Origin of the sequence: Alishewanella sp. HH-ZS (assembly GCF_001704375.1) — a bacterium.
In the GTDB taxonomy this organism is placed as follows: domain Bacteria; phylum Pseudomonadota; class Gammaproteobacteria; order Enterobacterales; family Alteromonadaceae; genus Alishewanella; species Alishewanella aestuarii.
In genome coordinates this window covers 118,811-145,540 of sequence record NZ_LZEJ01000002.1, presented here as the reverse complement: position 1 = coordinate 145,540, position 26,730 = coordinate 118,811, and the positions used below count along the sequence as shown (strand labels likewise).

General features: G+C 53.0%; 21 protein-coding genes. 15 read left to right on the top strand and 6 right to left on the bottom strand.

What is annotated here, in order from left to right:
* Positions 1–23: 23 nt before the first annotated feature.
* Positions 24–2,030 (top strand): bifunctional UDP-sugar hydrolase/5'-nucleotidase, encoded by a 2,007-nt coding sequence (locus tag A9165_RS01825; protein WP_065954716.1) that lies wholly within the window; start codon positions 24–26, stop codon positions 2,028–2,030.
* Between the two features lie 227 nt (positions 2,031–2,257).
* Here A9165_RS01825 and A9165_RS01820 read toward each other — a convergent pair whose 3' ends face one another.
* The 3 genes from A9165_RS01820 to A9165_RS01810 all read right to left on the bottom strand — a co-directional run bounded on the left by A9165_RS01820 (position 2,258) and on the right by A9165_RS01810 (position 7,523).
* A complete protein-coding gene (locus A9165_RS01820) occupies positions 2,258–3,385 on the bottom strand; it encodes an ISAs1 family transposase (protein ID WP_008608682.1) in 1,128 nt (375 codons plus the stop codon).
* Positions 3,386–3,626: 241 nt separating this feature from the next.
* Positions 3,627–4,643 (bottom strand): IS110 family transposase, encoded by a 1,017-nt coding sequence (locus tag A9165_RS01815; RefSeq protein ID WP_008951603.1) that lies wholly within the window; start codon positions 4,641–4,643, stop codon positions 3,627–3,629.
* A gap of 189 nt (positions 4,644–4,832) precedes the next feature.
* Positions 4,833–7,523: a M14 family metallopeptidase gene (locus tag A9165_RS01810; protein ID WP_065954715.1), complete on the bottom strand. Its 2,691-nt coding sequence runs from the start codon at positions 7,521–7,523 to the stop codon at positions 4,833–4,835.
* A gap of 197 nt (positions 7,524–7,720) precedes the next feature.
* Here A9165_RS01810 and A9165_RS01805 point away from each other — a divergent pair, with 197 nt between their 5' ends.
* The 6 genes from A9165_RS01805 (at position 7,721) to katG (ending at position 15,743) form a co-directional block, all read left to right on the top strand.
* A complete protein-coding gene (locus tag A9165_RS01805; protein WP_065954714.1) occupies positions 7,721–8,218 on the top strand; it encodes a YqhA family protein in 498 nt (165 codons plus the stop codon).
* Positions 8,219–8,316: 98 nt separating this feature from the next.
* Complete coding sequence (locus A9165_RS01800) at positions 8,317–10,011, top strand: class I SAM-dependent methyltransferase (RefSeq protein WP_065954713.1); 1,695 nt, start codon at positions 8,317–8,319, stop codon at positions 10,009–10,011.
* A gap of 103 nt (positions 10,012–10,114) precedes the next feature.
* Positions 10,115–11,704: a thymidine phosphorylase family protein gene (locus A9165_RS01795; RefSeq protein ID WP_065954712.1), complete on the top strand. Its 1,590-nt coding sequence runs from the start codon at positions 10,115–10,117 to the stop codon at positions 11,702–11,704.
* A gap of 3 nt (positions 11,705–11,707) precedes the next feature.
* Positions 11,708–12,601, top strand: a complete 894-nt coding sequence (locus A9165_RS01790) for a ribose-phosphate diphosphokinase (RefSeq protein ID WP_065954711.1) — start codon at positions 11,708–11,710, stop codon at positions 12,599–12,601.
* Between the two features lie 31 nt (positions 12,602–12,632).
* Positions 12,633–13,250 carry a hydrolase TatD gene (locus A9165_RS01785; protein WP_065954710.1) on the top strand — a complete coding sequence of 206 codons (618 nt, stop codon included), beginning with the start codon at positions 12,633–12,635 and terminating at the stop codon, positions 13,248–13,250.
* A gap of 267 nt (positions 13,251–13,517) precedes the next feature.
* Positions 13,518–15,743: a catalase/peroxidase HPI gene (katG, locus tag A9165_RS01780; RefSeq protein WP_065954709.1), complete on the top strand. Its 2,226-nt coding sequence runs from the start codon at positions 13,518–13,520 to the stop codon at positions 15,741–15,743.
* Positions 15,744–15,789: 46 nt separating this feature from the next.
* Here the strand turns inward: katG and A9165_RS01775 are convergent, their stop codons facing one another.
* A complete protein-coding gene (locus tag A9165_RS01775; RefSeq protein ID WP_065954708.1) occupies positions 15,790–16,971 on the bottom strand; it encodes a GGDEF domain-containing protein in 1,182 nt (393 codons plus the stop codon).
* 226 nt (positions 16,972–17,197) lie between these two features.
* Here A9165_RS01775 and A9165_RS17060 point away from each other — a divergent pair, with 226 nt between their 5' ends.
* Genes A9165_RS17060 through A9165_RS01760 form a run of 5 tightly spaced genes read left to right on the top strand, consistent with a single transcriptional unit; the run spans position 17,198 to position 22,783 of the window.
* Positions 17,198–18,211: a PAS domain-containing methyl-accepting chemotaxis protein gene (locus A9165_RS17060; RefSeq protein ID WP_255365616.1), complete on the top strand. Its 1,014-nt coding sequence runs from the start codon at positions 17,198–17,200 to the stop codon at positions 18,209–18,211.
* Positions 18,212–18,214: 3 nt separating this feature from the next.
* Positions 18,215–18,781 (top strand): methyl-accepting chemotaxis protein, encoded by a 567-nt coding sequence (locus A9165_RS17055; protein WP_369799930.1) that lies wholly within the window; start codon positions 18,215–18,217, stop codon positions 18,779–18,781.
* A gap of 9 nt (positions 18,782–18,790) precedes the next feature.
* The gene (locus A9165_RS01765; RefSeq protein ID WP_255365615.1) at positions 18,791–20,689 is read left to right on the top strand and encodes a bifunctional diguanylate cyclase/phosphodiesterase; all 1,899 of its coding nucleotides are present in this window, start codon (positions 18,791–18,793) and stop codon (positions 20,687–20,689) included.
* 32 nt (positions 20,690–20,721) lie between these two features.
* Positions 20,722–20,898 carry an EAL domain-containing protein gene (locus A9165_RS17050; protein ID WP_255365614.1) on the top strand — a complete coding sequence of 59 codons (177 nt, stop codon included), beginning with the start codon at positions 20,722–20,724 and terminating at the stop codon, positions 20,896–20,898.
* A complete protein-coding gene (locus A9165_RS01760) occupies positions 20,864–22,783 on the top strand; it encodes a triacylglycerol lipase (protein WP_255365613.1) in 1,920 nt (639 codons plus the stop codon). Before A9165_RS17050 ends, A9165_RS01760 begins: the two co-directional genes overlap by 35 nt.
* Positions 22,784–22,807: 24 nt before the next feature.
* Here A9165_RS01760 and ytfE read toward each other — a convergent pair whose 3' ends face one another.
* The gene (gene ytfE / locus A9165_RS01755; protein ID WP_008985327.1) at positions 22,808–23,497 is read right to left on the bottom strand and encodes an iron-sulfur cluster repair protein YtfE; all 690 of its coding nucleotides are present in this window, start codon (positions 23,495–23,497) and stop codon (positions 22,808–22,810) included.
* Between the two features lie 167 nt (positions 23,498–23,664).
* Between ytfE and norR the strand changes: the two genes are divergently transcribed.
* The 3 genes from norR to moeB are packed head-to-tail and all read left to right on the top strand — an operon-like array spanning position 23,665 to position 26,307.
* Entirely contained in the window at positions 23,665–25,179 is a 1,515-nt protein-coding gene (gene norR / locus A9165_RS01750; RefSeq protein WP_065954707.1) for a nitric oxide reductase transcriptional regulator NorR, read from the top strand.
* 2 nt (positions 25,180–25,181) lie between these two features.
* A complete protein-coding gene (locus tag A9165_RS01745; protein ID WP_065954706.1) occupies positions 25,182–25,559 on the top strand; it encodes a YbaN family protein in 378 nt (125 codons plus the stop codon).
* Entirely contained in the window at positions 25,552–26,307 is a 756-nt protein-coding gene (gene moeB, locus A9165_RS01740) for a molybdopterin-synthase adenylyltransferase MoeB (protein ID WP_065954705.1), read from the top strand. Before A9165_RS01745 ends, moeB begins: the two co-directional genes overlap by 8 nt.
* Here moeB and A9165_RS01735 read toward each other — a convergent pair.
* Positions 26,304–26,699, bottom strand: a complete 396-nt coding sequence (locus tag A9165_RS01735; RefSeq protein WP_065954704.1) for a putative zinc-binding protein — start codon at positions 26,697–26,699, stop codon at positions 26,304–26,306. The two genes, moeB and A9165_RS01735, sit on opposite strands and share 4 nt — an antisense overlap.
* Between the last annotated feature and the right edge of the window lie 31 nt (positions 26,700–26,730).

The window sequence follows — 26,730 nt, the reverse complement described above, 5'->3', positions numbered from 1 at the left end:
GCTGTTCTGCTAAAGGTAGTGCTATGTTGACTGCTCGCCTCACGTTTGGCTTGTTATTAATTGTTGGGCTAACTGCCTGCACCCGATCTGCCGGCCCTGATGCTGCTGTTCATGAAGTAGTGAACGCTGACGCTGACTGGCAGCTGGCGATTATCCATATTAATGATACCCACTCGCAATTTGACCCTTCGCCAGCCAAGGTCGAATTGGCAGCAGGGGAGGCGCTGTATACCTTTATTGGTGGCCATCCGCGGTTACTGACGAAAGCGAGACAGTTGCAGCAACAAGCGAAGGCGGCGGGCACCCCCTCATTATTTTTGCACGGTGGCGATGCTTTTAAAGGCAGTGCCTATTTCGAGCTGTTTGAGCATCAGATCAATATCGATATTTTAAACCGGATGCAACTGGACGCGATGGCGCTGGGCAACCATGAATTTGATATCGGCCTGCCTAAGCTGGCGCAATTTGCCAGTGAAATTAATTTTCCGCTGCTGGCAGCCAATGTCGATACCCGGGCCGAACCCTTACTGGCTGGAGTGACTAACCTTAAGCCTTATCAGCTATACCGGCAGCAGGGCGAGCGCTGGCAGCCCATCGCAGCGGTAGAACAGGCTGAAGGGGCGCGCTTGCTGGCAATCTTTGGTGTAGCACTGGAAGATATGCGTACCATGGTGCCGGACACCGGCGCGTTGGAATTTAGCGCCGAAATTACTGCGGCGCAACAAACCGTCGATCACCTGACGGCGCTGGGGGTGCCGCATATTATCGCGCTCACGCATTTAGGGCATCAGCGCGATCTGAATCTGGCTACCTGGGTCAATGGAATTGATGTGATTGTCGGTGGCCATTCGCATTCGTTATTGGGAGATTTCCGGCACTGGTATCTGGGGCAGCAACCACCTTATGCTCAGCAAGTGCCCAATCCGGATGGCCAGGGCATAACCTGTGTGGTGCAGGCTGGTCAGTATGCACAGGCGATTGGCGCTCTGACCGTAAGTTTTAACCTGGCGGGCCAGGTTACCGCTTGTCAGGGACAAAATACCCTGTTGGCTGGGCGTGACTATTATCCTTCCGCCTTGCGCCAAGCCGACGCAAAACTCACGGGACCGGCGTTGAGCCGCACCTTACAGCAGGTACAGCAGCTGGCCAATACGGCCATTGTCGATGAAGATCCGCTGCTGCGCGAGGTGCTGGATACGGTTTATTTGCCGGCGGTACAGCAAGCCTATGGCATGGCCATCAGCAGTACTGAGCGCAGTATTGCCCATGTGCGTTTACCGGGCACGGGTGGCAGCGATCAGCATGGCTCAGAGCTCGCAGGGCATATTGCCGATGCCATGCTGGACTATGTCAATACCCCGGCGGTGCAGGCCTTGGTTGCCGGGCCGGTGCAACTCAGCTTAATTGGCGCGGGCAATATCCGGAGTCATCTTGAGGCCGGCACGATTTATGAAGGGCATATCCGGCTTGAAGTATTACCCTTTGATACACCGCTGAGTGTGCTAACTGTCTCGGGGGCGGATTTGTTAGCGCTGTTACAGCAAACCATCAGTGCCACGCTACCACCCGGCGCCCATGCCGGTAAATTTCCCTACGGCAGTGGCCTGCGCTATGTGGCCCGGCAGGAGGATGATTACAGCGCCAGCATCGAGGTGGAGGTTTGGCAGGACCAAAGCTGGCAGGCATTGGATCCACAGCGCGAATACCGGCTGGTCACCACCAATTATCTGGCCAACGGCAATGATGGCTGGCAGCAATTACAGCAAGCCCAGGCGAAGCAGACAGACAGACGCGATATTATTTTGCTAAACGGTCAGCCGAAAGCTTTTGTGGTCGAGCGGGTCACGGCCAGCCTGGATAGCCGTGGCCAGCCAGCCTTTACCCCGGTGTATCAGGGGCTGACGCAGTTGCCGTGCGGTGAACCCGGAGTGGATTGCAAAACGGCAGCACAGGCGGTGATTGACCACCTGCAGGCGCAACCGGACTTATGGCAGCGGACCAGACCCGCCACCGTAACCCTGTATCGCTAGTTATCCACAGCACTCCGGTACAGATTTAACCAGTCTGGCATTTATCCACAGCACTATATGAACGCCTCCTTTGCAAGGGTTTTTAACGTGTGCTGAGTTTGGATGGGCTGCGGCACTATATCCGGTCTTATTAATGCGGGGCGCGCCCCCGCTGACCCTAATGATTTCCGCGACTTTAGTCCTTACACTCCGGACGGTATCTAANCCCAGGGCTCCCGCATGAGTGTTTAATTTTCAAACACTCTGCTGCTGAAACCAGCTTTTAAGACATCTTCCAAATAATCCGTTTTCATCCAGGCACGTTTTTGTTTTGCGGGGATGCTGCCTTTCGATGGCTCTGCTCTTAGCATATTTAAAGACCATTGCCGTAGTATTGACCAGTTTTCCGCCGCGTGATTCTGATAAATCTGGCAAGCATCTTCTTTCATGCTGACATCCAGCACCCAATGTAGGCTATTTTCAACGGCCCAATGAGCTCTAACCGCCTCGGCTAACTGTACTTCGTTCAGCTTGGCTGAACTGATGTAGTAACGATAAGTGAGTTCCGATTTTTTTCCTTTTACTTCCCGGTAACTTAGATTCATTCCAACGGTTTGCAGACCAACCCATTTACTAAAGTTTCCCTTCAGTTCGCTGGCGTCTTTTACATGGTAACTTCTTGCTTCTATTCGGCCTCGGTTCTTTTCTATGACAATCCCATCAAGAGGGCGACTTCGTTGCCCGGCAAATAACGCTTCTACTGCGTTGTATAACGTTCCCTGGTTTGCCTTAAGCGCCAACAGATAATCCCCATTCCCCTCTATCACTTGCTCTGCTATCGCCGTTTGACATCCCATCGCATCTATTGAAACCAGGGCGCCTTCAATATCCAGCAATCGAATCAGCTCTGGGATGGCTGTGATTTCATTCGATTTTTCCACGGTCTTCAGCTGCCCCAACACCACTTTGTTCGCACAAGCAAAGGCGTTCACCATATGGATGGTCGATTTTCTGTCTTCTGGTGCATAAGAGCTACGTAGCGTTTTGCCATCTATGGCAATCACTTCTCCCTGCGTTAGCTTGTGCACCGCTTGCATCCAGTCGATAAAACATTGCCTGAATTGTTCCGGAGCAATTTTGGAAATAATACGCGCTATCGTGTCATCTACCGGGACGCCATCACTTAAAAAACCTTGTTTCTGAAACCACTCGTGATGACCTTTAGCATAATCATGGATCTCCGACCATCCCTCTGCGCCTGCAATCACGCCACATAAGGTCACGAATAAAACATCAGATAAAGGATAGGTAACTTTTGCAGACTGACGGTTGTCGATGATGGTGTCAAAGTGTGTAGTAAAGAGTTCAAGGTACATGGCATGCTCCCAAAAAAGGAGTATATGATCACAACTAGATCAGATCGTCAAACTGATCGTTTATTGTTTAAAAAACGTTCGCGATCTCGCCCTGNTAAACCCTTGCTGTGCCCAGGTTACTAAAGTATGGTCTTACCAATTTTCATCACACGTCAGGCGCCCTGACAAATCGTTGCGAACGTTTTCGCGCTAAACAGTTTTACATCATTTATCGTTAATCATTATGGTTAACCGGCTTCGATTAACTCACCTGTGAATACAGGTTCTCGTCGTACTCGACGTCTTTGCTTAACAATGCCCAAACAACTCTGGCTGTTTTATTGGCTAACGCCAGAAGTACCACATTCTTTGGCCTACGAATAAGGAGCCCCTGCAACCACTCACTTGGGTGTTTATTATGTGTGATGGCCGAGCGGGCGCCGTGTACCAATAAGGTCCGCACATAGGTATCGCCCCGTTTGCTAATGCCATGAAGCTTTACTTTGCCGCCTGAGCCCGTTTGTTTCGGGACTAAGCCCAACCAGGCGGAGAGCTCACGTCCTGATTTAAACTGGCTGACATCACCTACGGTGGCAACAATAGCCGTCGCACTTAATACGCCAATACCCGGCACCTTACCCAGCCGCTGACATTGCGGACAACGCTTAAAGTAAGCCGTAATGTGCTGCTCTAACCCGGCAATATCCTCATCCAGTTTGTTGATATAGGCCAGGCGCTCATATAACCGGTCAACGAATTCCTTGGGAACACTTTGTGATAACGTCTCCAGGCAGCCGGCTATCTCACGTTTAAAAGCCGCTCTGCCTTTCGCTATGACCAGTCCAAACTCAGCCAAAAAGCCTCTTACTGCATTGATGCTACCCGTACGGGTTTTTATCAGATACTCGCGCATCCGGTGTGCCGCGAGTGCTGCTTGCTGCTCAACACTTTTTACTGCCACAAAACGCATCTGGGGTTGCTGTACTGCGGTCCAAATCGCCTGAGCATCGACCATGTCATTCTTATTGCCAATAACAAAGGGTTTGACTTTATGGGCAGCAATTAACCGTACCTGGTGCCCCATCTGCTGAAAACAGCGGCCCCAGTGATGCGCACCACTGCAGGCTTCCATGGCAATCAGTGATGACGTCTTATTGCTGAACCACTCCAAAAAGTGCTGTCGTTTCACCTTCTCTGAGCGCGCTTTGCCTGCTTTGTCTACCCAGTGGATTTGAAAAACATCTTTTGCAATATCAACGCCGAATACATTAAGCTTCATCTCGGATACCCCTGCTGTCTGTCGTTAATAACGACCATTTTGGCACACGATGCCGTGACCAGGGGTATCCATCTTTTCAGATAACCGCCCCTGACGCTTTAGTGGAGGCGTTCATATTATTCTCCGGTACCGGTCAGAGGTCAGACCGGTACCGGAGTGCTGTGGATAGGAGTGCTGTGGATAACTGGGTTAGCGCAGGGCGCCGGCGTGTGCGGCGCCGCGGAATACGGCGTTGATATACAGCAGGTGCATACCATCGACGTAAGCGCGGAAGTTTGGCTCCTGGGTAAAGGCAATCACCTGGCCACGGCCGTGCGACTGCACCATCACCAGCGGTTTATGGGCAATTTGCTGGCGGTTCTCTTCCCACACAAAGCCTCCGGCCAGAAGATCTTTAGGGGCGGCGAAATTAACCACATTGCGGCCATCGTTAATCCGCAGCGGCTGGTAAATATGGTTGCCAACATAGAGGCTGCGTACCTGTTCAGCGATACCGGCGGTTAGCCAATGGTTTTGATCAACCACAGCATTGGCAATAAAGCCCGGCACCCAGTCCGGATCGGCCTGATACGGCTTTAACATCTGCTCGAACTCACGGTATTCCGCCAACACCCGGCCTGGCACTCTTGCTTCGCTGGCAGGCTTATCCTGCTCACTAACCTGATACTCGCGCTTGCTGCTCAGTAGTGGCTTATCGCCCTCCAGCAAATAGCTGGTGGCATTGCCAAGGGTGATCAGTACACCACCACGCTGCACAAACTGGCGTAAATTCTCGCTGCCGACACTCCCCAGTGCCTGCTGATAACTGCCAGCACCTGTCGCCGGTAGAATCAGCACCTGATAACGGCTTAGATCGGCACTGCGTAGCTGCGCCGGGCGAATTGCCGTGACCGGATAACCGATACCACGCTCCAGTACAAAGCGGGCACTGCCGGCACTGAGCGGATTGGTCGGCTCATCCCACAGCATCGCGACATTAATCTTTGGCACAGCCGGCACATTAAAGGAGCCAAAGTTCGGCCCCTCCGTTACCCAGCTGTTATCCAGCCCCTGTACCCTGGCGCCGCTTTGCTGTGCCAGTTGTTGTACCTTGGTGGTTAAGTCAGCCGGATTATCGGCACGGCTTAATACCAGGGTGCCGGCCGGGTAACGCTGACCATTCTGATGCGTAAAGGGCAGATCACTGCTACGTAGCATTAACCCCTGTTGCAGTGCTGCGCTTAAAAAGCGCGCCGCCGCCATATCGCCCCAAGGCACGACAAAGCCGTAGCGTGCATCCGGGTTACTAACGCTACCGGCGATCAGGGTATCCGGGCCCACCACAGTGGTATTAACCCGCGGCGCCTGATTACAGCGCTGCATTTCCAGGTTATACATCAATGGCAACGACCAGGCGGTAACATCGTAAATCTGATCCGGCAGGTTATTGGCGCGGCGCTGCTCCTGTTTCTCTAAAAAGGCCTTATCCATCGGCACCGTATTATCGAGTAGGGTGCGCATTAAATGGTAACTCGGCTGATTGGTGCGAATAAGGTAGCTGCCCGCCTGATAGTCTTTGCCACAGGCTCGAAACGCCTGCTGCGCCTGCTCTACTTTAATGCCATGCTGGGTTAGCACGCCCATCAGTTTCTGATGGCCGGCCAGATCGCGCTCGGCAGCAAAAATAAAGCTACGCAGGCCATCTTTTTCGCCCTGTGCCGCCGCAGTTTTGCGGTACTGATAAAAATTTTGCAGCAAGGTGCTGGCCTGCTGGCTGGCGGTTTCCAGCGTGGCTTTAAAGGCGACAAAATTACGCTGAATACCATCGGCAAACGTCAGGATCTGGCCATCCTGCATCCGGTAATGATGGCCGCGTGCCGAGGCCATCTCATACGTCATCGATACGCTGCCGTAATACAGCGGCCAGCTGGCGCCATAGCCGGGGTAAAAGGCATCGAAAATCTCACGGGTAAAGTAGTGATAGCCCAGCTCGTCAAACCATTTGGCATTATTCTGGCCCACCTTATTCAGCACCTGGCGCTGGCTGGCCTGAATATGCGGGTTGTAGGGCTCGGCCTCGGGGCTAAAGTAATATCCCATATCGCCGCCCATTTCATGCGAGTCGACAAACAGCAGTGGATACATTTGCTGCAGTGCTTTAACACGGCTGGCGGTTTCCGGTTGGGTTAACGAAATCCAGTCGCGGTTCATATCAAACAGGTAATGGTTGGTACGGCCATTCGGCCAGGGTTCGTTGTGCTCGGCCGACAGCCGATCCGGCGAATGTTCCAGGCCAACAGTGGCATAGTAACGGCTTACAAAACGGTGATGGCCATCCGGATTTTGCAGCGGGTCAATATAGACCAGGGTGTTGCTTAATATTTGCTGGGTCAGGGCGCTTTGGTCAGCCAGTAAATGATAAGCCAGCGCCATGGCCGCATCGGCCGGGCTAATTTCGTTGCCGTGCAGGCTACCGGCAATCCAGACACTGGCCGGCAGGCTGGCGATCAGCTGTTTGGCTTCTGGCTCACTCAGACTTGCAGGCGCTGCAAGTTTACGCATCCCGGCTTCAATTTCGGCCAGCTGGCTGATATTGCTGCTACTGCCAATTACCGCATAAAACAGCGGCCGGCCCTGCCAGCTTTTGCCATAGTGCACCAGCTTAACCTGCTGCGGATAACGGCTGGCCAGTTGCTCAAAAAAGCGGGATATCGCCGCCGGCTCTGAAATGCGCTCGCCAAACTGATGGCCCAGTAATTCCGGCACTGGGCTGATATCCGGCCGGTAATCACTTTGTGGAAAATACGGCACCGGCTGGGCGGTGCTTATGTTAGCAGCTAAGGCAACACAAGGTAAGGCTGCCAAACTGGCAGAGAGCAAGCTGGTATAAAATAAGCGCATAGGTTCCCGGAAGTTTATCGTGTTTTTTGCTTACCTTAGGCGCAGCAGGGCAGCGGCACAAGAGGCCGTATTGTGGATTGCGACCAGTGGTCAATTAAAAACGGCCATGACATCAGAGCAGTGAGCGTTATCACAAGGAACTTGTCACACCGCCATCACTCCAAGTTACCACTAACGTCAGTAAATGGAGCAAGCCTATGTTAAAGGTAAAACCGATGGAAAAAATCTTACAAAGCAGCCGTATTCTGGTGCTACTGACGATAGTGGTTTGTGCTGCCGCCGCTTGTTTACTGTATCTGAGCAGTGCGGTGATTGTGTATAACATTATTTGGGAAACCCTAAGCCAACTGCCCGATACCGCCGATTTAGGCAAAAGGTTGGCAGTAAAACTGCTGAAAGTACTGGATACCTTACTGATCGCATTGACCTTTCAGATTATTGCCACCGGCCTGTACCGGCTGTTTCTGGGCGATGTGGACAATCTCGACAAAGGCTTACTCAAAGCCATGGATATCAAAAACTTCCATGATCTAAAAATTACCCTGATGCAGGTCGCCAGCGTAATAATGGTGATTCTGTTTCTGGAACAAGCAGTAGAAGTCGGCGCTACGCTGGAAACCCTGTACTTTGGCCTTGCCATCGCCGTGGTAGTGCTGGCCAGTGTGTTTGCGGCAAAGCAGATGCGGCATTCTTAATGTGAGCCGGTAAATTTACCTGTTAAGATTGCGCTGACTGGGCGTAGCTGCTACAAAGACCTAAAGTAGCAGCGACAACAACGGCTTAGCTATCCTCAATGAGCAAAACTATCGATATTTATCATCAGCAAGCTGAGCTTTTTGCCGCCCAGTATGATGCGCTAAGTTTTGAGCAGGTGCATCAGAGTTGGCAACCTTACTGGCCGAAAGAACAATTGGTGCTCGATATCGGTGCCGGCAGTGGCCGGGATGCATTCTGGCTGGCCGCGCAAGGCAACCAGGTTATCGCCGTGGAGCCGGCAGAGGATCTGCGCCGGCTGGGGCAGTTAAAAACCCGTGCCGCGCTGGCTCCCAAAGTGCAATGGCTCTCTGATAGTTTGCCGGAGCTGAAAGCGACCTATCAGCTCAATCTGCGTTTTAATACGATTTTGCTGAGCGCAGTCTGGATGCATATCAGTCCGTCAGAGCGGCAGCGCACCTTTCGAAAAATAGCCAACTTATTGGCCCCCGGCGGCCACTTTATTCTCAGCCTGCGCTATGGCGACTTTAGCGATCATCGGGTTGCCTATCCGGTTTCGGTAGATGAAATCAACGAGCTGGCCAGCAAATTTGGTTTAGTACTTAAACATCTCTCCGCGCGAACTGCCGATGCTGGCGGTCGGGTTGATGTTGCATGGCAGACGCTGGTACTGATGCTACCGGATGACGGTAGTGGCAGCCTCAGTAAAGTGCGGCATATCGTAGTTAACGACAACAAATCTTCGACTTACAAGCTGGCGCTATTACGTACCTTGGTGCGGATCGCCGAGGCGCATCCGGGCGCCGTTATTGACCGGCAAGATGGGCAGGTAGGCATTGCACTGGGTTTAGTTGCCTTATATTGGATCCGCTTGTTTAAGCGTCTAGTCGATAGCGATATGCAACAGAACGCTGATCCGGCGAAAGGCTTAGGTTTCGTAAAGCCGGATGGCTGGGGCAAGCTTGCCAAACTCACCGCTGATGATTTCGCGATCGGTAACTTTTATACCGGCGAGGAAGCTCTGGCGTTGCAACAACTGTTCGCGGATACGCTTAGCACCATAAAGGCGGGGCCTGTTACCTATATCTGGCAGGGCGATAAAAGTAATACGCTGTTCCGGATGGAGCGCCATAAAGTAGCAAAACGCAGCCATGTATTAATTGATCGCGATTTTCTGGCAAGTTTCGGTTGCTTTGTTTTAAGCGAGGACCTCTGGAATTGCTTCCGCCAGTACGGCTGCTGGATTGAGCCGTTACTGGTTCAGCAATGGATTGCCGAGATGCAAAAGTATCAACGTAATGCTGAACGGCAAATCTCTCTCGAAAGCTACCATAACCAGCTGCGCTGGCTGGATCAGCAGCATGATACCCGACTGGTGCGGCAGAAAGTTGCAGGACTGCGCAGCAGCGGTGCTCAGGTATGCAGTGTCTGGAGTGGGGCACCACTCTATAGTTTTGATATTGACCACTGTGTACCCTTCAGCTATTGGCCAAATAATGATCTGTGGAATTTGCTGCCGGCCAGTCAGGCCGAAAATCGTAAAAAGCGCGATCGGCTACCGAGCCAAAGCCGGATGCAGCATTGTGCCAATCATATCCAGGATTGGTGGCGGCAAGCCTGGCAAACTGATGCAGAACAACAACGTTTTTTTATCGAAGCAGGGCTATCACTGCCAAATATCAGCCCGGGTTGTCGGGATTTCGCCGAAGTGCTGCATGCGATGCAACTACAAATGGTCGGTATTAAACAACGGCTACAAGTCGCTGAATGGTAAGCCGCCATATCCTGATCTGGCACAAGCTTAGCGCGACAAAAATACTGGCACTGCCATAGCAGCAGGAGTAGATTAAACTCGATATCGTTTTTGGTGAGTTTTTATGACCGCATCCAAAGCAGCAACTGAAGCCCAGCTTGCCACTACTTCGAAAACCACTACCCTGAGCCTGAAGCGGGTAGGTATTGATACCTACCGCGAAAACGTGGCCTATTTACACCGCGACTGTGCCATTTACCGCGCCGAGGGTTTTCAGGCGCTGGCGAAAATTGAGGTGCAGGCGCGCGGTAAGCGCATTTTAGCCAGCCTTAATGTGGTAGACGATGCCAGTATTGTCGGCTGTCAGCAGCTCGGCCTGTCGGAAGAGGCCTTTGTTAACCTTGGTGCGCTGGATGGTGAAGCCGTTACGGTATCACCGGCCGAGCCGCCGCATTCTATCCCGGCGCTGCACCGTAAAATTGCCGGTGAACGGCTAAGCCGTGATGACTTTGCCAGCATAGTGCAGGATATTGCCGCCCACCGTTACTCGAAAATTGAACTTACAGCCTTTGTGGTGGCCTGTAATCAGGGCGAGTTAGACCGCGAAGAGGTATTCTTTTTAAGCGATGCCATGAGTAAAGTGGGGCGCCGGCTGGATTGGCAGGAACACCCGGTCGTCGATAAACACTGTATTGGCGGCATTCCGGGGAACCGTACCTCGATGCTGGTGGTGCCGATCGTGGCCGCGCATGGCATGCTATGCCCGAAAACCTCGTCGCGGGCTATTACGTCGCCGGCCGGTACCGCTGATACCATGGAGCTGTTGGCGCGGGTGGAGCTGCCTTTTGACCAGCTGACTGACATTGTACACCGGCATCGCGGCTGTTTAGCCTGGGGTGGCAGCAGTGATTTATCCCCGGCGGATGATGTGTTAATTTCGGTTGAACGGCCGTTGTCTATCGACTCGCCGGGGCAGATGGTGGCGTCGATTTTGTCGAAAAAAGTCGCTGCCGGCTCCAGCCATTTATTACTGGATATTCCGATTGGCCCTTCGGCCAAGGTGCGCAGCATGCCCGAGGCACAAAAGCTGCGCAAATTGTTTGAGTTTGTTGCAAAACGGATGGGGCTGGCGATCGAGGTGGTGATCACCGATGGCCGGCAGCCGATTGGCAATGGTATCGGCCCGGCGCTGGAAGCCCGCGACGTGATTAGGGTGCTTAAGAATCATCCGCTGGCGCCGAATGATTTACGGCAAAAGTCGCTGCGGTTAGCCGGCAGAATGCTGGAGTTTGACCCTGATGTGCGTGGCGGTGACGGCTTTGCTATCGCCCGCGATATTCTGGATTCCGGTCGGGCCTGGCAAAAAATGCAGGCCATTATGGCGGCGCAGGGTATGAAAGACTTTGACCCGGATAAACCGCCGCTGTCGCCGTTAAGTTTTGATGTCGCCGCACCGCACAGCGGTACGGTAGTAGAAATCGATAATGTGCAGCTGGCCCGCATCGCCCGCTCGGCCGGGGCGCCACGTGCCAAAGGTTCAGGGGTCGATTTACTGGTAAAACTAGGTGAGCAGGTGGAACAGGGACAAGCGCTATACCGGGTGTATGCGGCTTACCCCACCGAGTTAGCCTTTGCCCGCCAGGCTTGTCAGCGCAGCCTGGGTTACCGGATTGGCGCCCCTGAGTTGCTGCTGCCACTGCAGTTGGAGTATTAAAGTATGTCGGTATTTGTGTTATGCGCACCGGATGAGGTGCAGGCGGCGAACCGTTTAGCCGACGCCGCCGGTTTACCGTTAATCAGTTATCAGCTGCATCATTTTCCCGATGCCGAGTTAAAACTTACCCTGCCGTTTGCCGAAGCTGTACCCCGCGAGCTGGTGCTGTACCGTAGCCTGGATAAGCCTAACGATAAACTGGTGGAGCTGCTGCTGATCGCCCGCCATGCCCGGTTACAGGGGGTGCAGAAAATCTGGCTGGTGGCACCTTATCTGGCTTATATGCGGCAGGATATTGCGTTTAATCCGGGTGAAATTGTCAGCCAAAAGATTATCGGCCAGTTTTTAGCCGAGCTGTTTGATGGCGTTATTACTGTCGATCCGCATCTGCACCGCATCAGCGAATTAAGCGAAGCCATTCCACAAGGTGCGGCGATAGCACTCAGCGGTGCGCCGCGATTAGCCGAGCTGATTGCCAGCAAACATAGCCGGCCGCTGTTAATTGGCCCCGACGCCGAAGCCCTGCAATGGGTGGCGCTGGCGGCTGAACACATTCACTGTGATTATGCAGTCTGTAACAAGGTGCGGCATGGTGATACGCAGGTTGATATTGCCTTACCCGATATCAGGGTGCAGGGCCGCAATGTGGTGCTAATGGACGATGTCGCCAGCTCCGGCCGGACTCTGGCGGGCGCCTGTAGCAAGTTATTAGCTGCTGGCACTGCCTCAGTCGATGTGGCCGTTACCCATGCGCTCTTTGCCGGCGATGCGTTGGAGGTGATTAAAGCCGCCGGTGTTGGCGAAGTCTGGAGTACCGATTGTATCGCCCATGCCAGCAATGCCATTAGTATGGCGCCGCTGCTGGCAGCAGAACTGAACAAGCTACTTACCCGTTAATCCGATATGGCTTAATGCCGGAATAGAAAAAATGAGTATATTGAGTTACTTCCAGCAACAACGTCTGACTTTACAAAGTGGCACAGCCTTGCCGGCGGCGCAGTCTTTACTGCAGTTAGCTGGACAGGGTGAGCTTGAGGCGATGCTCAATCCCAAGCCTGATGCCGCTGCCCTGCTGGCAGCGATAGCGCAAGCCTATCAGGATGGCTATGAGCAGCAGGCCTCAACCGAGTTTGAACTACAAGGTATTGCTTTTGCCGGCAGCGGCGATCCTTTGTTGGCCCTGGAGCTGCTGTCACAAGTATTACCGGCTTTTAAAGCACAGCGCCATGGTGTGCCGGTTACGCTGGTGACTTATGGCCTGGTGCCGGCTGCAGAGGCAGAGCAGCTATGCCAGCAGTTAGTGGCGCTGGAAGTCGAGCGGCTGGAAATCTATTTACCGGCCGCGAATCCACCGGCCTATCAACAGGCAGTACAGCCACAGCAATACGGCTTTGCCGAAGTGTGTCAGTTTATCCATACTGCAGCCGAAGCGGGATTACAGGTAAGCTGCTTTGCTTATGCCCCGGTAAAACAGGCCAGTGAAATCCGCGCGCTGGCCAAAGAGCTTGGTGCCAGGGAGTTTGTGGTATTGCAGGCTGATAGCTAAAAAGATACTGCTTTTTGGCCAGGCGCTGAAACAGAAATGGGCTGGAGCCAGCATTATTGTTCATCATTTGCTTAAGTATCATTTTTTTAGATTGATTCAATCGTTTTTAATTATTTTGTCCTTTTTTTCACTTCAACTAGGCTTTACACACTGAGACCCAAGGCGGCGCCGGCATAAGCTGCCGGCTGGGTGTTGACCAGTTTTTAATACTTATCAGGTGTTTAACTTGCGCCGGTTTTGGCGCTGTGTAATCCAGAGGTGACAAAAATGCAAAGTAAAAAAGGTCCTATTTTATCGGCTCTCACCCTCGCGGTAACCTTGGCAATGAGTTCAGGTGCTGTCATGGCGAAAGGCAATATGACTGACAACCAGTTCTGGTGGCCAGAGCAATTAAACTTAGCCCCACTGCGCCAACACAGTATTGAGAATAACCCTTACGGCCCCGGCTATAACTATGCCGAACAGTTTAAAACTCTTGATCTGGCAGCAGTTAAAGCAGATATCGAAACTCTGCTAAAAACTTCGCAGGATTGGTGGCCGGCCGACTGGGGACACTACGGTCCCTTTATGATCCGGATGGCGTGGCATAGCGCCGGCGTATACCGGATTTTCGACGGTCGTGGCGGTGCCAATGGTGGTCAGCAACGTTTCGAGCCGTTAAACAGCTGGCCGGATAACGCCAACCTGGATAAAGCCCGTCGTCTGCTGTGGCCAATTAAGCAAAAATACGGCAGCAAAATTTCCTGGGCTGACCTGATGGTATTAACCGGTAACGTGGCGCTGGAATCTATGGGCTTTAAAACCTTTGGTTTTGCCGGTGGCCGTACTGACGACTGGGAAGCAGAAATTGTAAACTGGGGTTCAGAGAAAGAGTGGCTCGACAGCAAACGCTACAACGAAAAAGGCGAGCTGGCAAAGCCAATGGGCGCAACCGAGATGGGCTTAATTTATGTTAACCCGGAAGGTCCGAATGGCGTGCCGGATCCGCTGGCCTCAGCGAAAGAAATTCGCGAAACCTTCGGCCGCATGGCAATGAACGATGAAGAAACTGTAGCGTTAATTGCCGGTGGTCACACCTTTGGTAAGGCACACGGTGCCCACAAGCCGTCTGAGTGTACCGGTAAAGAGCCGGCTGCTGCAGATATTGAAGAGCAGGGTTTAGGCTGGACCAGTAAGTGCGGTAAAGGCCATTCTGAAGATACGGTGACCAGTGGTTTAGAAGGTGCCTGGTCTGCTAACCCAACTGCCTGGACTACGCAATTTCTGGATAACCTGTTTGCGTTTGACTGGGTACAAACTAAGAGCCCGGCCGGTGCGATTCAGTGGATCCCGGCTAACGGTCAGGCTGCAAACTTAGTACCGGATGCACATATCCCAGGTAAACGTCATGCACCTATTATGTTTACCAGCGATATCGCGCTGAAAGAAGATCCAATTTACCGTGAAATTGCGCTGCGCTTTAAAGAAGATCCGAAGCAGTTTGAACTGGCCTTTGCTAAAGCCTGGTTTAAATTAACCCACCGTGATATGGGACCAATGAGCCGCTATTTGGGTGCTGAAGTGCCAAAAGAAGTGTTGATTTGGCAAGATCCGATCCCAGCGGTAGATCACAAGCTGATTGAAAGCCGTGATATTAACGCCTTAAAAGGCAAGCTGCTGTCATCTGGTTTAACTGTACAGCAACTGGTGAAAACCGCTTGGGCGTCAGCCGCCAGCTTCCGTGGTACCGATATGCGCGGTGGAGCTAACGGTGCCCGTTTACGTTTAGAGCCGCAAAAAGACTGGGCCGCCAATGATCCACAAGAGCTGGCGCAGGTATTAGCGGTGCTGGAAAAAGTGCAAACTGACTTTAACAAAACCTTACGCGGTGGCAAGAAGGTCTCCCTGGCTGACGTGATCGTGTTAGGTGGTGCTGCTGCGATTGAGAAAGCGGCGAAAGACGCCGGCTTTAATGTTACCGTACCCTTTACTCCGGGCCGTACCGATGCAACTCAGGCACAAACTGATGCTGAGTCTTTCGCCGTGCTGGAGCCAAAAGCAGATGGTTTCCGTAACTACTATAGCAGCGATGCCATGTATTCACCTGCCGAAGCGCTAGTTGATCGTGCCAACATGCTGACCCTGACAGTACCAGAAATGACCGTGCTGGTGGGTGGTTTACGGGTGCTGGATGTCAACAGCGGCGGTAGCAAGCACGGGGTGTTCACCGATAAGCCAGGCCAGCTGAGTAACGATTTCTTCGTTAACCTGCTGGATATGTCTACCCGCTGGGCGAAAGCTGAGCAGGAAGGCTTATACGACGGTTTTGACCGCAAGAGTGGCGAACGTAAGTACACGGCTACGCCGGTTGATCTGGTGTTTGGCTCACACGCTGAACTGCGTGCCGTAGCCGAGGTGTATGCGGCGAACGATGGTAAAGAGAAGTTTGTCCGCGACTTCGTGGCCGCCTGGAACAAGGTGATGACCTTAGATCGCTTTGATCTGAAGAAGTAAACTTAAGCTGATAACCAAGCCCCGCCAAGCGGGGCTTTTTTTAAGGCTAAATCTTTAATACAAAGGTATTGCGGCCGGCCTTCTTGGCGGCATATAAAGCTTCGTCGGCACGTTTTAACAGCTGCATTGGCGTTTCGCCTTTTTGTTTAACACAGCAACCCAGGCTGATGGTAACGTTGACGGTTTTCTCCGCACCGCTGCTGCCGCGGGCTTTTTTCCCGCTGCTGCTGTCTTTGGGTCGGTTATCGTTACGGATCACCAGCGGGTACTCGGCAACTGCCAGCCGTACTTCTTCCAGTTTTTCTTCCAGCAGCGCTTTTTTATTATGGCCAAATACCAGCGTAAATTCTTCACCGCCATAGCGGTAGGCGGTTAATCCTTTGACCTTGCTAAGAATAGAGCCCAGTAACTTTAATACCTGATCGCCAACATCATGGCCGTAAGTGTCGTTAAATTTCTTAAAATGGTCGACATCCAGCATACAAATCGCGCTGTTTCGTCCCAGCCGGTTCAGGTGCGCCATCAGCGCGCGGCGCTGCGGCAATTGTGTCAGCTCATCGATATATGCCAGGTGTAACATCTGGAAGGCTAAGGCCAACAACACCGACAGGCAGGCCGCAACCAGCGTCCAGTTGGCGACAGCAGTACCGGGCGGAATAACCGTGCTAAGTAGCAGGGCCAGGAACAGACCAAACTCCCCCCAATTGGCCGCCTTCGGTGGTTTTAAGTTAATGGCAATAAGCCAGATCCCAGCCAGAATACTGAACCACCAGGCACTCAACCAATTAATCGGGCTTGCCGCCAACACGGGCTGAAATACTATGGCAGGTAGCTGCGCTGAGGCCAGCCAGGTTGCCAATGGCAGCTGCTGACTGAGTAACAGCAGTAATGGCGGGCTGATAAGAAGCAACAGCCCGTTGACTTTAAAAGGTGAGGGTTTAGGTATTAACGCCAAAAGAAGTAACAGGCTGGCGCTAAGCAGCGGCAGACTATTAGCAAACTCCGCCGCGGTTAAGTTGGTTGAGCTGGCAAGCCAGTAATGGGTAGCCAGGATACCAAGCCAGTAAAGCCACTCTGTTTGGCGTAATAACAGTGCCAGTAACAAGACACTGCTCAGCGCCAGATAACTGGTTTGCGGAAAGGGGAGTAACTGAAAGAGTGCCAGCTCCGGCGTCAGCCCTTGGGCAACCAGTAACAACAGTACCGGCAATAAAATGATCAATGGCACTATGACCTCTTAGCTGTCGCAGGACAGTCTTTTTCTTTATCTGGATCAAAGAAAGGTGAAACATAATTTAGCCGTTATATCTTAACACTCTGGTTTATTAATAGAATTAAAAACCGATTGTGGTTGATCTCACCAAAATGGGTATTGACGGCATTCACTGGACATTATATAACCACAACAAGATTGTGGTTATGTGCCAATAATAAGAACGCCAGCAGGGAGCCGTATGAAACAGAATTTACCCGTAACCAACCGGGAGCAACCCGTACCCGCCGATGCCAATATCCTGTCGACTACTGATTTACAGGGTAAAATCAAATACGTAAATCCCGCTTTTGTTGAGATCAGCGGCTTTGAGCGCGCCGAGCTACTGGGGCAAAACCACCATATTGTGCGGCATCCATCAATGCCGCCGGAGGTATTCCGGCAGTTCTGGCAGCGCATTAAAAGCGGCCAGCCGTGGATGGGGGTGGTGAAAAACCGCTGCAAAAATGGCGATCACTATTGGGTCGATGCCTATGTTACGCCGATAAGCCATGACGGCCAGATTACCGAGTATCAGTCGGTGCGCCGTAAAGCCAAACCCGAGCAGGTGCTGCGTGCTGAGCGGGTGTATCAGGCGTTGAATAATGGGCGCAGTTTAAAACAATTAAAACCGGCGCTGTCATTAGGTACACAGTTACTGTTGTTGCTGGTGGTGCCGGTATTGGCCGCGATCTTGTTAGGTTTTTGGTATCCGGTTAGCTATGCACCGACCCTGTTTCCACTGCTGGGCTTAGGCTTGTCGGCTCTGTTGTGCTGGCAATGGCTACAGCCTTTTAAGCAATTATGCCAGCAAAGCCGTAACCTGACGGATGATGCTGTCGCGCGTTATGTTTATACCGGTCGCAATGATGATATCGGCCAGTTGCAATTAGTGCTGCGCAGTCTGGAAGCCGAAACTGCCGGCGTGGTTGGGCGGGTCGCCGATTCGGCCAAGGCACTGGCAGCGGGTATTGGCCAGCTCACGCATTCCGTTAATGGTTCCCGGCAGGAAATTCAGGCCCAGTTTGCTGAAACCGAACAGGTGGCCAGTGCGATCCATCAGTTATCGGTAAGTGTGCAGGAGGTGGCTGGCAGTGCCCGCCACTCTTCAGATGCGGCAGATAATGCACTGAGTCAGGCACAAAGCAGTAAAACCGTTACCACGCAAAGCCAGACTGCAGCGACCAATTTGCAGCAGCAACTTAGCCAGAGCTAAAAACTGCTGCAGGCGGTAGAGCACAGTAGTCAGGATATTCATCAAATTCTGGAGCTGATTTGCAGTATTGCCGAGCAGACCAATCTGCTGGCGCTGAATGCGGCTATTGAAGCCGCCCGTGCCGGTGATGCCGGTCGCGGTTTTGCCGTGGTAGCCGACGAAGTCCGGCAGTTAGCCAGCCGCACACAAAGTGCCACTACCGATATTCAGCAAAAAATTGCCCGTTTGCAGCAAAGCACCGGCGATGCGGTGGCTGCGCTGGCGCAAAGTCAGCAAGGGGCGTTGCACTGTGCTGAACTCAGTGCCAGTACTGCGCAGCAACTGGAGCACATTCTGGCGGCAATCCACAGCATTACAGCACAAAACCAGCAGATCGCTGCGGCGGTAGAGCAGCAAAGTTATGTCGCCGAGATGATTAATCAAAATATTACCAGCATCCGCGATCTGGCGAGCCGTAGCCTGAGCAATGCTGAGCATACGGCGTCAGCCAGTGATGAGATGCATGGTGTGACTCAGGGCTTTGATGCCTTAACCCGGCAATTTTGGGCCAAACAGCGCAGCCAGGCATAAGGAGACGTCATGCTGGTATCCGGGCAACAACAGCTACAGCAGCTACTGAATTTGTTCTCTGAAAATGTGCCGGGGTTCTTTTTTCAGCTCTACCGTAAACCCGAGGGCAGTTTTCAGCTGCAACTGGTATCGGAAAGTGCCGGTAAAGCGCTGGGTATCGCCTTACCACAGCTCGGGCAAGATAGTGCAGCTGCGCTGGCCCGGGTGCACCCGGACGATGTTGATGATCTGCGCGAGACTATTCAGCACTCGGCACAGTACCTTAGCCCCTGGAGTTTACAGTTCCGCTATCAGCACCCGGCAGGTGACTATCGTTGGTTTGAAGGCAATGCTACGCCACGGCGCGATGCCGAGGGCGGGATCCTCTGGCATGGCTATATCAACGATATCAGCAGTATCCGCCAGAATGAGCTGGCACTGGCTGAATACGCCAGTCAGCACCGCGAAATTGTCGATAACATTATCGATGCCATCATTACCATTAATGCAGCCGGGCTAATTGAAACCTTTAATAATGCAGCGGTACGGATTTTTGGCTATCAGCCACAGGAGGTGATTGGCAAAAATGTCTCCATGCTGATGCCAGAGCCTTATCGTAGCGCTCATGACCATTATATCGATGCTTATCAACGCACCGGCGAGGCGAAGATTATTGGCCAAAGTCGCGAGACGAAAGGGCAGCGTAAAGATGGGCGCTTGTTCAATATGGAGCTGAGGATCAGCCGCATTCAGCGGGTTGATAGCTATAAATTTATTGGCATGGTACGCGATCTGTCAGAGCGTAAACGGGCTGAAGTGCTGATCGAGAAACTGGCGTTTTATGACCCTTTAACCCAGCTGCCGAACCGCCGCCTGTTAAAACAACGTTTGGCGGAAACCCTAAAACAACGCCAGCCGGGCCAGGAGCTGGGGGCCTTGTTATATATTGATTTGGATAACTTTAAACATCTGAACGATTCGCTGGGGCATGGCACCGGTGATCAGTTGTTACGCCAGGTCGCCAGCCGTCTACAGCAGAGCGTACGGCAGCATGATCTGGTGGCGCGTTTAGGCGGCGATGAGTTTATTATTCTGCTACATAATCTCTCGCCGGTGCAGCAGGTCGCGTTACAGCAGGCCGAATTGGTTGCCGAGAAAGTGCGCACGGCGCTGAATACCCCTTTTAAGCTGGAGCAGCTCAGCTATGTCAGTAGCCCCAGTATCGGCATTACGTTGTTTTCAGATGATAACAACTCGATAGACGAATTATTGCAGCAGGCTGATTTAGCGATGTATCAGGCGAAAGCTGCTGGCAAAAATATGATTAAGTTCTTTGATGTGGCGATGCAGGTCAAAGCCTCTGAGCGCACCCGGCTGGAAAGCGAGCTGCGCGAAGCGATCAAACGGCAACAATTACAGTTGTACTTTCAGGGGTTGCATGATGGTCAGGGTAAATTATTAGGGGCCGAGGTACTGCTACGTTGGTTTCATCCGGAATTAGGTACGGTCAGCCCAGCGGTATTTATTCCCATCGCCGAAGAGAGCGGGCTGATCTTTGAAATTGGTAGCTGGGTGATCGAACAAGCATGCCGGCAGCTGGCGATCTGGACTGAAAACAACCAGGCCTTGCAGCTTAAATTATCGGTTAATATCAGTGCGCGGCAATTTCACCAGGAAAACTTTTTACCGCAGGTGATTCAGACATTAGAACGCTACGGTGTGGCCCGCAACCGGCTACAGTTTGAGCTAACCGAAAGCATCCTGGTATCAAGGGTGGATGAAGTGGTAGCGAAGATGAATCTGCTGAAAAACTATGGTATTGGCTTCGCGCTGGATGACTTTGGTACCGGCTATTCGTCGCTAAGTTATTTAAAGCGGTTACCCTTGGAGCAGCTGAAAATCGACCGCAGCTTTGTTGATGATATTTAAATGACCCGAACGATGCCGCCATTGCCAGTACCGTGATAGCGTTATCCGAGGCTCTGGGACTGGGCGTTATTGCTGAGGGCGTAGAAACCGCCGCGCAGCGTGATGCGTTAGCCGCACTGGGCTGTTATCATTATCAGGGTTTCTATTTTAGCCGGCCGTTGCCGGGTGGGGATTTTGTTGCATTACACAGGCGCAGCGTTACGCATTAGCCCCAGGCAGTTTAATTACTGGCAGATCTTATTGTTATTATTGGGTTTAAATTTGCTGACCAGCTGCGCCATGGTGTCAGTATCGAATGTTGATAGCCGCGATTATGTAAAGCAGCGCCGTGGTGATGTCCTGACCACCGGTGAGCTGAGCTTATATACCGGTACTGTGCTACAGATTCTTGGTCAGGACGAGAGCAGTTGCCGGCGTCAGGCGGCGCAATGTGCGGAAATGTTAACCACGGCAATGGGGCTGACCAGCGAGCAGCGGCTGTCGACCATGGCGGAGCTGTGGCTATATCAGGCGCTCTGGTATGCAAAACCCCGGCACAAAGACTTACTGGCGGAAATCGATGCCTATCTGATGAGTGCCCGCTACGCCTATGCCTATTTGTTTTACTCTGGCATCGCGCCATACAACCGGCTGTTTACTGATCGCCAGACCCAGGTGCGGGATTACTACAATTTTGCGGTACAACAAGCGGCGACGTTGTTGTTCGCGCAGTCACAGCGCCGCTGGTTACAGGATCCGGACGTGCGTTTGCAAACCCAGAATTGGCAGGTACGCAGTTTATTGCAGCATCAACGGTTTCGACAACAAGCGCTGCCAGAGCAATTGCTGGCCGCCAGTAGCCTGTCATTTAAGGGCCTGCGCAATCAATACCGTCGTGATGGCTTAGGCGCTGAACTGGTTGCGGTGGGGCAGGATGTCAGTGTTGCCCGCAATGAACGCGGTTTTAGCGAATTGCCGGTACCGGTGGTGACGGCACTGCTAAGTTTCGATGGAACAACTCTTGATGAGGTATTGGCCAGTGATCAGGCCACACTACATTTAGTCGACCCATTACAACAGCGTGAGGTGCGGATTGCCGGTAATCCGATCCCGCTGGCCGCGAACTTTACTGCCGGTTACGGCTTGTGGCTGGCGCGCTCAGACTTTTCGCGGCAGGCCTTCTGGAATTTGATGGGCGCCAGCGATGCGCTGGCCGAGCCGCAGTTGTTTATGCTGCAGCCCTATGATCCGAATCGTAAAATTATCATTATGTTGCATGGCATTGCCAGTAGCCCGGAAGCCTGGGTGAATACGGCAAACGAGGTGTTAGGCGATGAAACCCTGCGGGAGCAATATCAGCTGTGGCAACTGTATTATCCAACGAACTTACCGCTGATTATTAATGTACAGAGCATCCGCCAGCGCATTCTCAGTACCTTACAGCATTTTGATCCGACAGGCACTGCGCCGGCATCGCGCGATATCGTGCTGATAGGCCATAGCATGGGTGGTTTATTAACGCGCTTTCTGGTATCCGATTCCGGCGATAGTCTGCTGCAAACGATTAGTGAGCAGCGCCGGCTGGATGCACAGCGCCGGCAGCAGTTTTTCCAACGTTTTCGCGAGGATCTCACGTTAACGGCTTTGCCGGGTGTCAGTCGGGCGGTGTTTATTGCCGCACCGCATCGTGGTACCGCCGTTGCCGATTACCGCTTGGCGCGCTGGCTGGCCGGCTTAATCACCTTGCCGGTTACGGTGCTGGAACGTTTGGCGCAGGTCACCGAGTTACTGATCGATCCTGACACTTCGGACAATAGCCGGCCGGTGCGCTTTACCAGTATTGAAAACCTCAGCGATCAGGATCCCTTTATTAAGGCGACTGCCGGTTTGCCGATTAACCCGGCAGTGCGCTACCACTCTATTATTGGAGTCGAGCAACCGGCGTTACCGGTTGAGCAGCAATCTGACGGTGTTGTACCTTATTTAAGTGCGTCGCTAGCCGGTGCCCAGTCGGAGATGGTGATTCGCTCTGGTCATAGTGTACAGGAAACGTCCTCCGCCATTTTGGAGTTGCGGCGTATCCTGCACCAGCATTTAGCAGAGCTGCCCGACTAACGGCGGGCAGCGCTGCGCTCCATCTTACTGGCAGCTGCCACAGCAGCTTTGATCGCCGTGGCCTGGCCGTTTGGGTTCGACAAACAAAATTTCATTTTCCAGCAAAATATGCTGCATTAAATCTTCTTTCAGTTCGCGCAGCCCCAGATACAGTGCGGTCCAGGTATTACAGGCGCCGGGTGGTAACTGCTGTTCAAAGCTCAATTTATCCAGCTTCTCCAGCGCTTCGCCATGCTCCTGATGCTCTTCCAGCATCACGCTGATTGGGCCGAACGGATAGACGCCGCGCACCAGCATTGGGAACAGGATCTGCTCCTCTTTTAGCATATGGCTTTCCAGCTCTTGCTGCATATCAGCCAGATGATTGGCCAGACCATGCGGGCAATGTGGGCTGTCACTGTGCACGGTTTCAACCCGTCGCGCCAGGCGGATCAACTCGGGCAGTTGTTCACGGTGGCGTTGATGAAAACGGGTCAGTACATATTCGGCCAGTTTTGGCGTAGGCTCACTATGCCAGTCAACAGCGGCCTGTGGCTGGCGTTGTAGTTTTTCCAGTGCCGCCAACACTTGTTGTTGGTTTAAACCGCGCTTGGCGATGGCCTCACCGAGGCTTTGCTGACCACCGCAGCAAAAATCCAGCTTAAATTGGTGGAAGACGGCCGTCGCACCGGCGATACGGGTGGCCAGTTGGCCTAAAGGTTGTTCCAGTAACATAGCGTACTCCTGTCTAATCAAAGGTTTGCCTGTAGCAGGCGGTTATCCTTGTAGAGCAAGCGGGATGCCAGAACTACCACCTTTGATTTATATAAGTTTTTTGCAGCGAATGGTAAATTGAACCCTAATTGCTTCGGGTGAGTTTCACCATAAGGGTAAAAACAACCATGTTGGATGCAGTCTTATTTGCCGACTTAGTGACAGAGCTGCCAGCAGCTGTGCGTTTACAGCGGCTGGTCAACACCTTGCGCAATCATTTTGCCTGTGGTGCTGTTGCGTTATTGCAGCTGCAGCAAGCACAGTTAAAGCCGGTCGCGGTGCAGGGACTATTGCGTGAAACCTTGGGGCGGCGCTTTGTGGTGGCACAACATCCGCGGCTGGCGGCTATTTTAGCCAGCCGCCAGCCGGTGCGCTTTCCACCTGGCAGCGAGCTGCCTGATCCTTATGATGGATTATTGGCGGAAACCCCGGGTGAAGCGGTGCCGGTGCATGATTGTATGGGCGTATCGTTATACGTTGAAGGACGCTGCTGGGGCGCCTTAACGCTGGACGCCCTGTCGCCGGCCAGTTTTGATGCGCTGGCCATTTTACAGTTACAGCAACTCAGCTTGCTGGTAGAGGCCGCCATTCGCATTACCGAGCTGGAGCAGGCAAACCGGGCTTTGCGTCAGGGCGAATTACCGGCCGCCGGCACCAGTACTGTCGCTGCGCAGCAGTATGAAATTATTGGCCAGAGTCCGGCGTTGCAACGTATTTTGCAGGAGTTGGATGTGGTGGCCAGCTCGGAGTTACCGGTGTTGCTGCTTGGTGAAACCGGGGTTGGTAAAGAGCTGTTTGCCCGTCAGTTACACCGTCGCTCCGGGCGTGCGGACAAACCGATGATCTATGTGAATTGTGCCGCCCTGCCGGAAAGTCTGGCCGAAAGTGAATTATTCGGGCACAGCAAAGGTGCCTTTTCCGGCGCTTTGAGTGAGCGCGCTGGCCGTTTCGATGCCGCCGATGGCGGCACCTTATTTCTGGATGAAGTGGGCGAATTGCCGTTATCAGTGCAGGCGAAATTACTGCGCGTGCTGCAAAACGGCGAAATTCAACGCCTGGGCTCGGATAAGCTACAGCGGGTTAATGTGCGACTGGTGGCAGCGACCAATCGTGATTTGCAGCAACAGGTCAAGCAGGGCGAATTTCGCGCTGATCTCTATCACCGCTTATCGGTGTATCCGATCCCCATTCCGCCGCTTCGTGAACGCAGCGAAGATTTGCCGTTACTGGCCGGGCATTTTTTAGAGCAAAACCGCAGCCGGCTGGGTTTACGCAGTTTGCGCCTGGCGCCGGCCGCTGAGCTGGCGCTGCTGGGTTATAACTGGCCCGGCAATATCCGCGAGCTGGAGCATGTGATCAGCCGGGCGGCAATTAAGGCACTCAGCCAGGGCGCACAGCGCAGTGATATCGTGATCCTGCAGCCAGAGTTACTGGACTTGCCGCAAACGCTAAGGGCGCCATTGTCGCCGGCACCGACAATCTTGCCGGCACAGGGATTGAAAGAGGCAGTAAACCAGTATCAGCAGCAATTGATTCTGCAGGCGCTGGAGCAACATCAACAATGTTGGTCGAAGGCGGCGCGGGCACTGCAATTGGATGCCAGTAATCTGCATAAACTGGCGCAACGGTTGGGATTAAAATAACCATGCTAAAAACTACTGGCTACCGGTTATTAGCCCTGTGCAGTTTGGCTTTGGGCCTCGTGGGTATTCCGTTACCGGGTTTGCCCACAGTGCCTTTTGTGTTGTTGTCGGCCTGGGCTGCCGGTAAGGGCTGGCCGCAGTTTGAAGAGTGGTTGCTGGCGCATCAAAGGTTTGGCCCGTCGATCCGACAATGGCGGCAGCAGGGCGCCGTGTCGCGGCGAGCGAAATGGCTGGCGTCCGGCATGATGCTGGCCAGTATGCTGCTACTGTGGTTGTCGACAGCGCCTTTGTTATTAAAAACTATCTTACCCGGTTGCCTGTTGCTGGTAGCCGTTTGGCTATGGCGGCGGCCACAGCCACAGGAGACAGCAGATGACTGAGATACTCAACCCGCAGCAGGCACTGAGGTACAGCCGGCAGTTAATGCTGCCAGCGCTGGACTTTCGTGGTCAGGAAGCGTTATTAGCCAGCAAAGTACTATTGGTTGGCATGGGGGGGCTGGGTTGCGCGGCGGCGCCTTACCTGGTGGCCAGTGGCGTTGGCGAGCTTACCCTGGTGGATGACGATAACATTGATCGCAGTAATCTGCAGCGGCAAATACTGTATCGCGAGCAGGATATTGGCCAGCCAAAAGTCAGTATTGCCTTGCAGCAGCTGCAACAATTAAACAGTGACATTAAGCTGACCGCTTTGGCGCAGCGGCTGGATGAAACCGCGCTAGGACAACTGATTCCCGGCTATAGCCTGGTGCTGGACTGTACTGATAACCTTAGCACCCGCAACGCCATCAATGCCGCCTGTGTTCACGCCGGTGTGCCGCTGGTTTCAGCTGCCGCTATTCGCTTTGAGGGCCAGCTCTTGAGTTTACGGCATCAGCCTGGCGATCCTTGCTATCAGTGTTTAAGCCGCTTTTTTGGTGAACAGCAACTTAGTTGTATGGAGGCCGGGATTCTATCGCCGGTAGTCGGCGTGTTAGGGGTAATGCAGGCCCTGGCGGCGGTAAAGATTCTGGCTGCGGTTGGTGAACCCGAGTATCACCAGTTAAAGTTGTTTGATGCCTTAAGCGGTCAGTGGCAGCAGTTTCAGTTAACCGTGGATCCTGATTGTCCGGTATGCCGGCGGCGTTAATGCCTGGCTCCTTGCTGTTTTGTCAGTTGCGGCAGCACGTCGCTATGCACTTTTTGCAACAACTGGTAAGCATCGCCCAGATCACAGTTTTCATGATCGCGCTTTTTATAACCCAAAGCCGTAAGCTCCAGATGCCAGGTCGGCACCACGTCTACCGTGGCCAGCGTTTGCTTAACACAGTTAAGCGGGCAGCCATCGACTGCCAGAATCGGCCGGCCAGATTGCGCAACCTTAACCAGTTGTTTAACCTTGCCACCTACGCCGGCAATACAGGACATCTCCGCCAGGCCTTCCCGATCCATCACCACGGCTAGATCGTTCGCCAGTTGCGCCACATTGGAGCAACCAGAACAGGCATAAACCAGCGGCTTTGTTTCGTAACTATGACTCATAATGTGGCTTCCTAAAACTTGCGATAGCTGA

Bases quoted from the DNA above. Each gene is read 5' to 3' on its own strand.
- A9165_RS01825 (WP_065954716.1), top strand. From the start codon at position 24: ATGTTGACTGCTCGCCTCACGTTTGGCTTGTTATTAATTGTTGGGCTA.
- A9165_RS01820 (WP_008608682.1), bottom strand. From the start codon at position 3,385: ATGTACCTTGAACTCTTTACTACACACTTTGACACCATCATCGACAAC.
- A9165_RS01815 (WP_008951603.1), bottom strand. From the start codon at position 4,643: ATGAAGCTTAATGTATTCGGCGTTGATATTGCAAAAGATGTTTTTCAA.
- A9165_RS01810 (WP_065954715.1), bottom strand. From the start codon at position 7,523: ATGCGCTTATTTTATACCAGCTTGCTCTCTGCCAGTTTGGCAGCCTTA.
- A9165_RS01805 (WP_065954714.1), top strand. From the start codon at position 7,721: ATGTTAAAGGTAAAACCGATGGAAAAAATCTTACAAAGCAGCCGTATT.
- A9165_RS01800 (WP_065954713.1), top strand. From the start codon at position 8,317: ATGAGCAAAACTATCGATATTTATCATCAGCAAGCTGAGCTTTTTGCC.
- A9165_RS01795 (WP_065954712.1), top strand. From the start codon at position 10,115: ATGACCGCATCCAAAGCAGCAACTGAAGCCCAGCTTGCCACTACTTCG.
- A9165_RS01790 (WP_065954711.1), top strand. From the start codon at position 11,708: ATGTCGGTATTTGTGTTATGCGCACCGGATGAGGTGCAGGCGGCGAAC.
- A9165_RS01785 (WP_065954710.1), top strand. From the start codon at position 12,633: ATGAGTATATTGAGTTACTTCCAGCAACAACGTCTGACTTTACAAAGT.
- katG (WP_065954709.1), top strand. From the start codon at position 13,518: ATGCAAAGTAAAAAAGGTCCTATTTTATCGGCTCTCACCCTCGCGGTA.
- A9165_RS17060 (WP_255365616.1), top strand. From the start codon at position 17,198: ATGAAACAGAATTTACCCGTAACCAACCGGGAGCAACCCGTACCCGCC.
- A9165_RS01765 (WP_255365615.1), top strand. From the start codon at position 18,791: ATGCTGGTATCCGGGCAACAACAGCTACAGCAGCTACTGAATTTGTTC.
- ytfE (WP_008985327.1), bottom strand. From the start codon at position 23,497: ATGTTACTGGAACAACCTTTAGGCCAACTGGCCACCCGTATCGCCGGT.
- norR (WP_065954707.1), top strand. From the start codon at position 23,665: ATGTTGGATGCAGTCTTATTTGCCGACTTAGTGACAGAGCTGCCAGCA.
- A9165_RS01745 (WP_065954706.1), top strand. From the start codon at position 25,182: ATGCTAAAAACTACTGGCTACCGGTTATTAGCCCTGTGCAGTTTGGCT.
- moeB (WP_065954705.1), top strand. From the start codon at position 25,552: ATGACTGAGATACTCAACCCGCAGCAGGCACTGAGGTACAGCCGGCAG.
- A9165_RS01735 (WP_065954704.1), bottom strand. From the start codon at position 26,699: ATGAGTCATAGTTACGAAACAAAGCCGCTGGTTTATGCCTGTTCTGGT.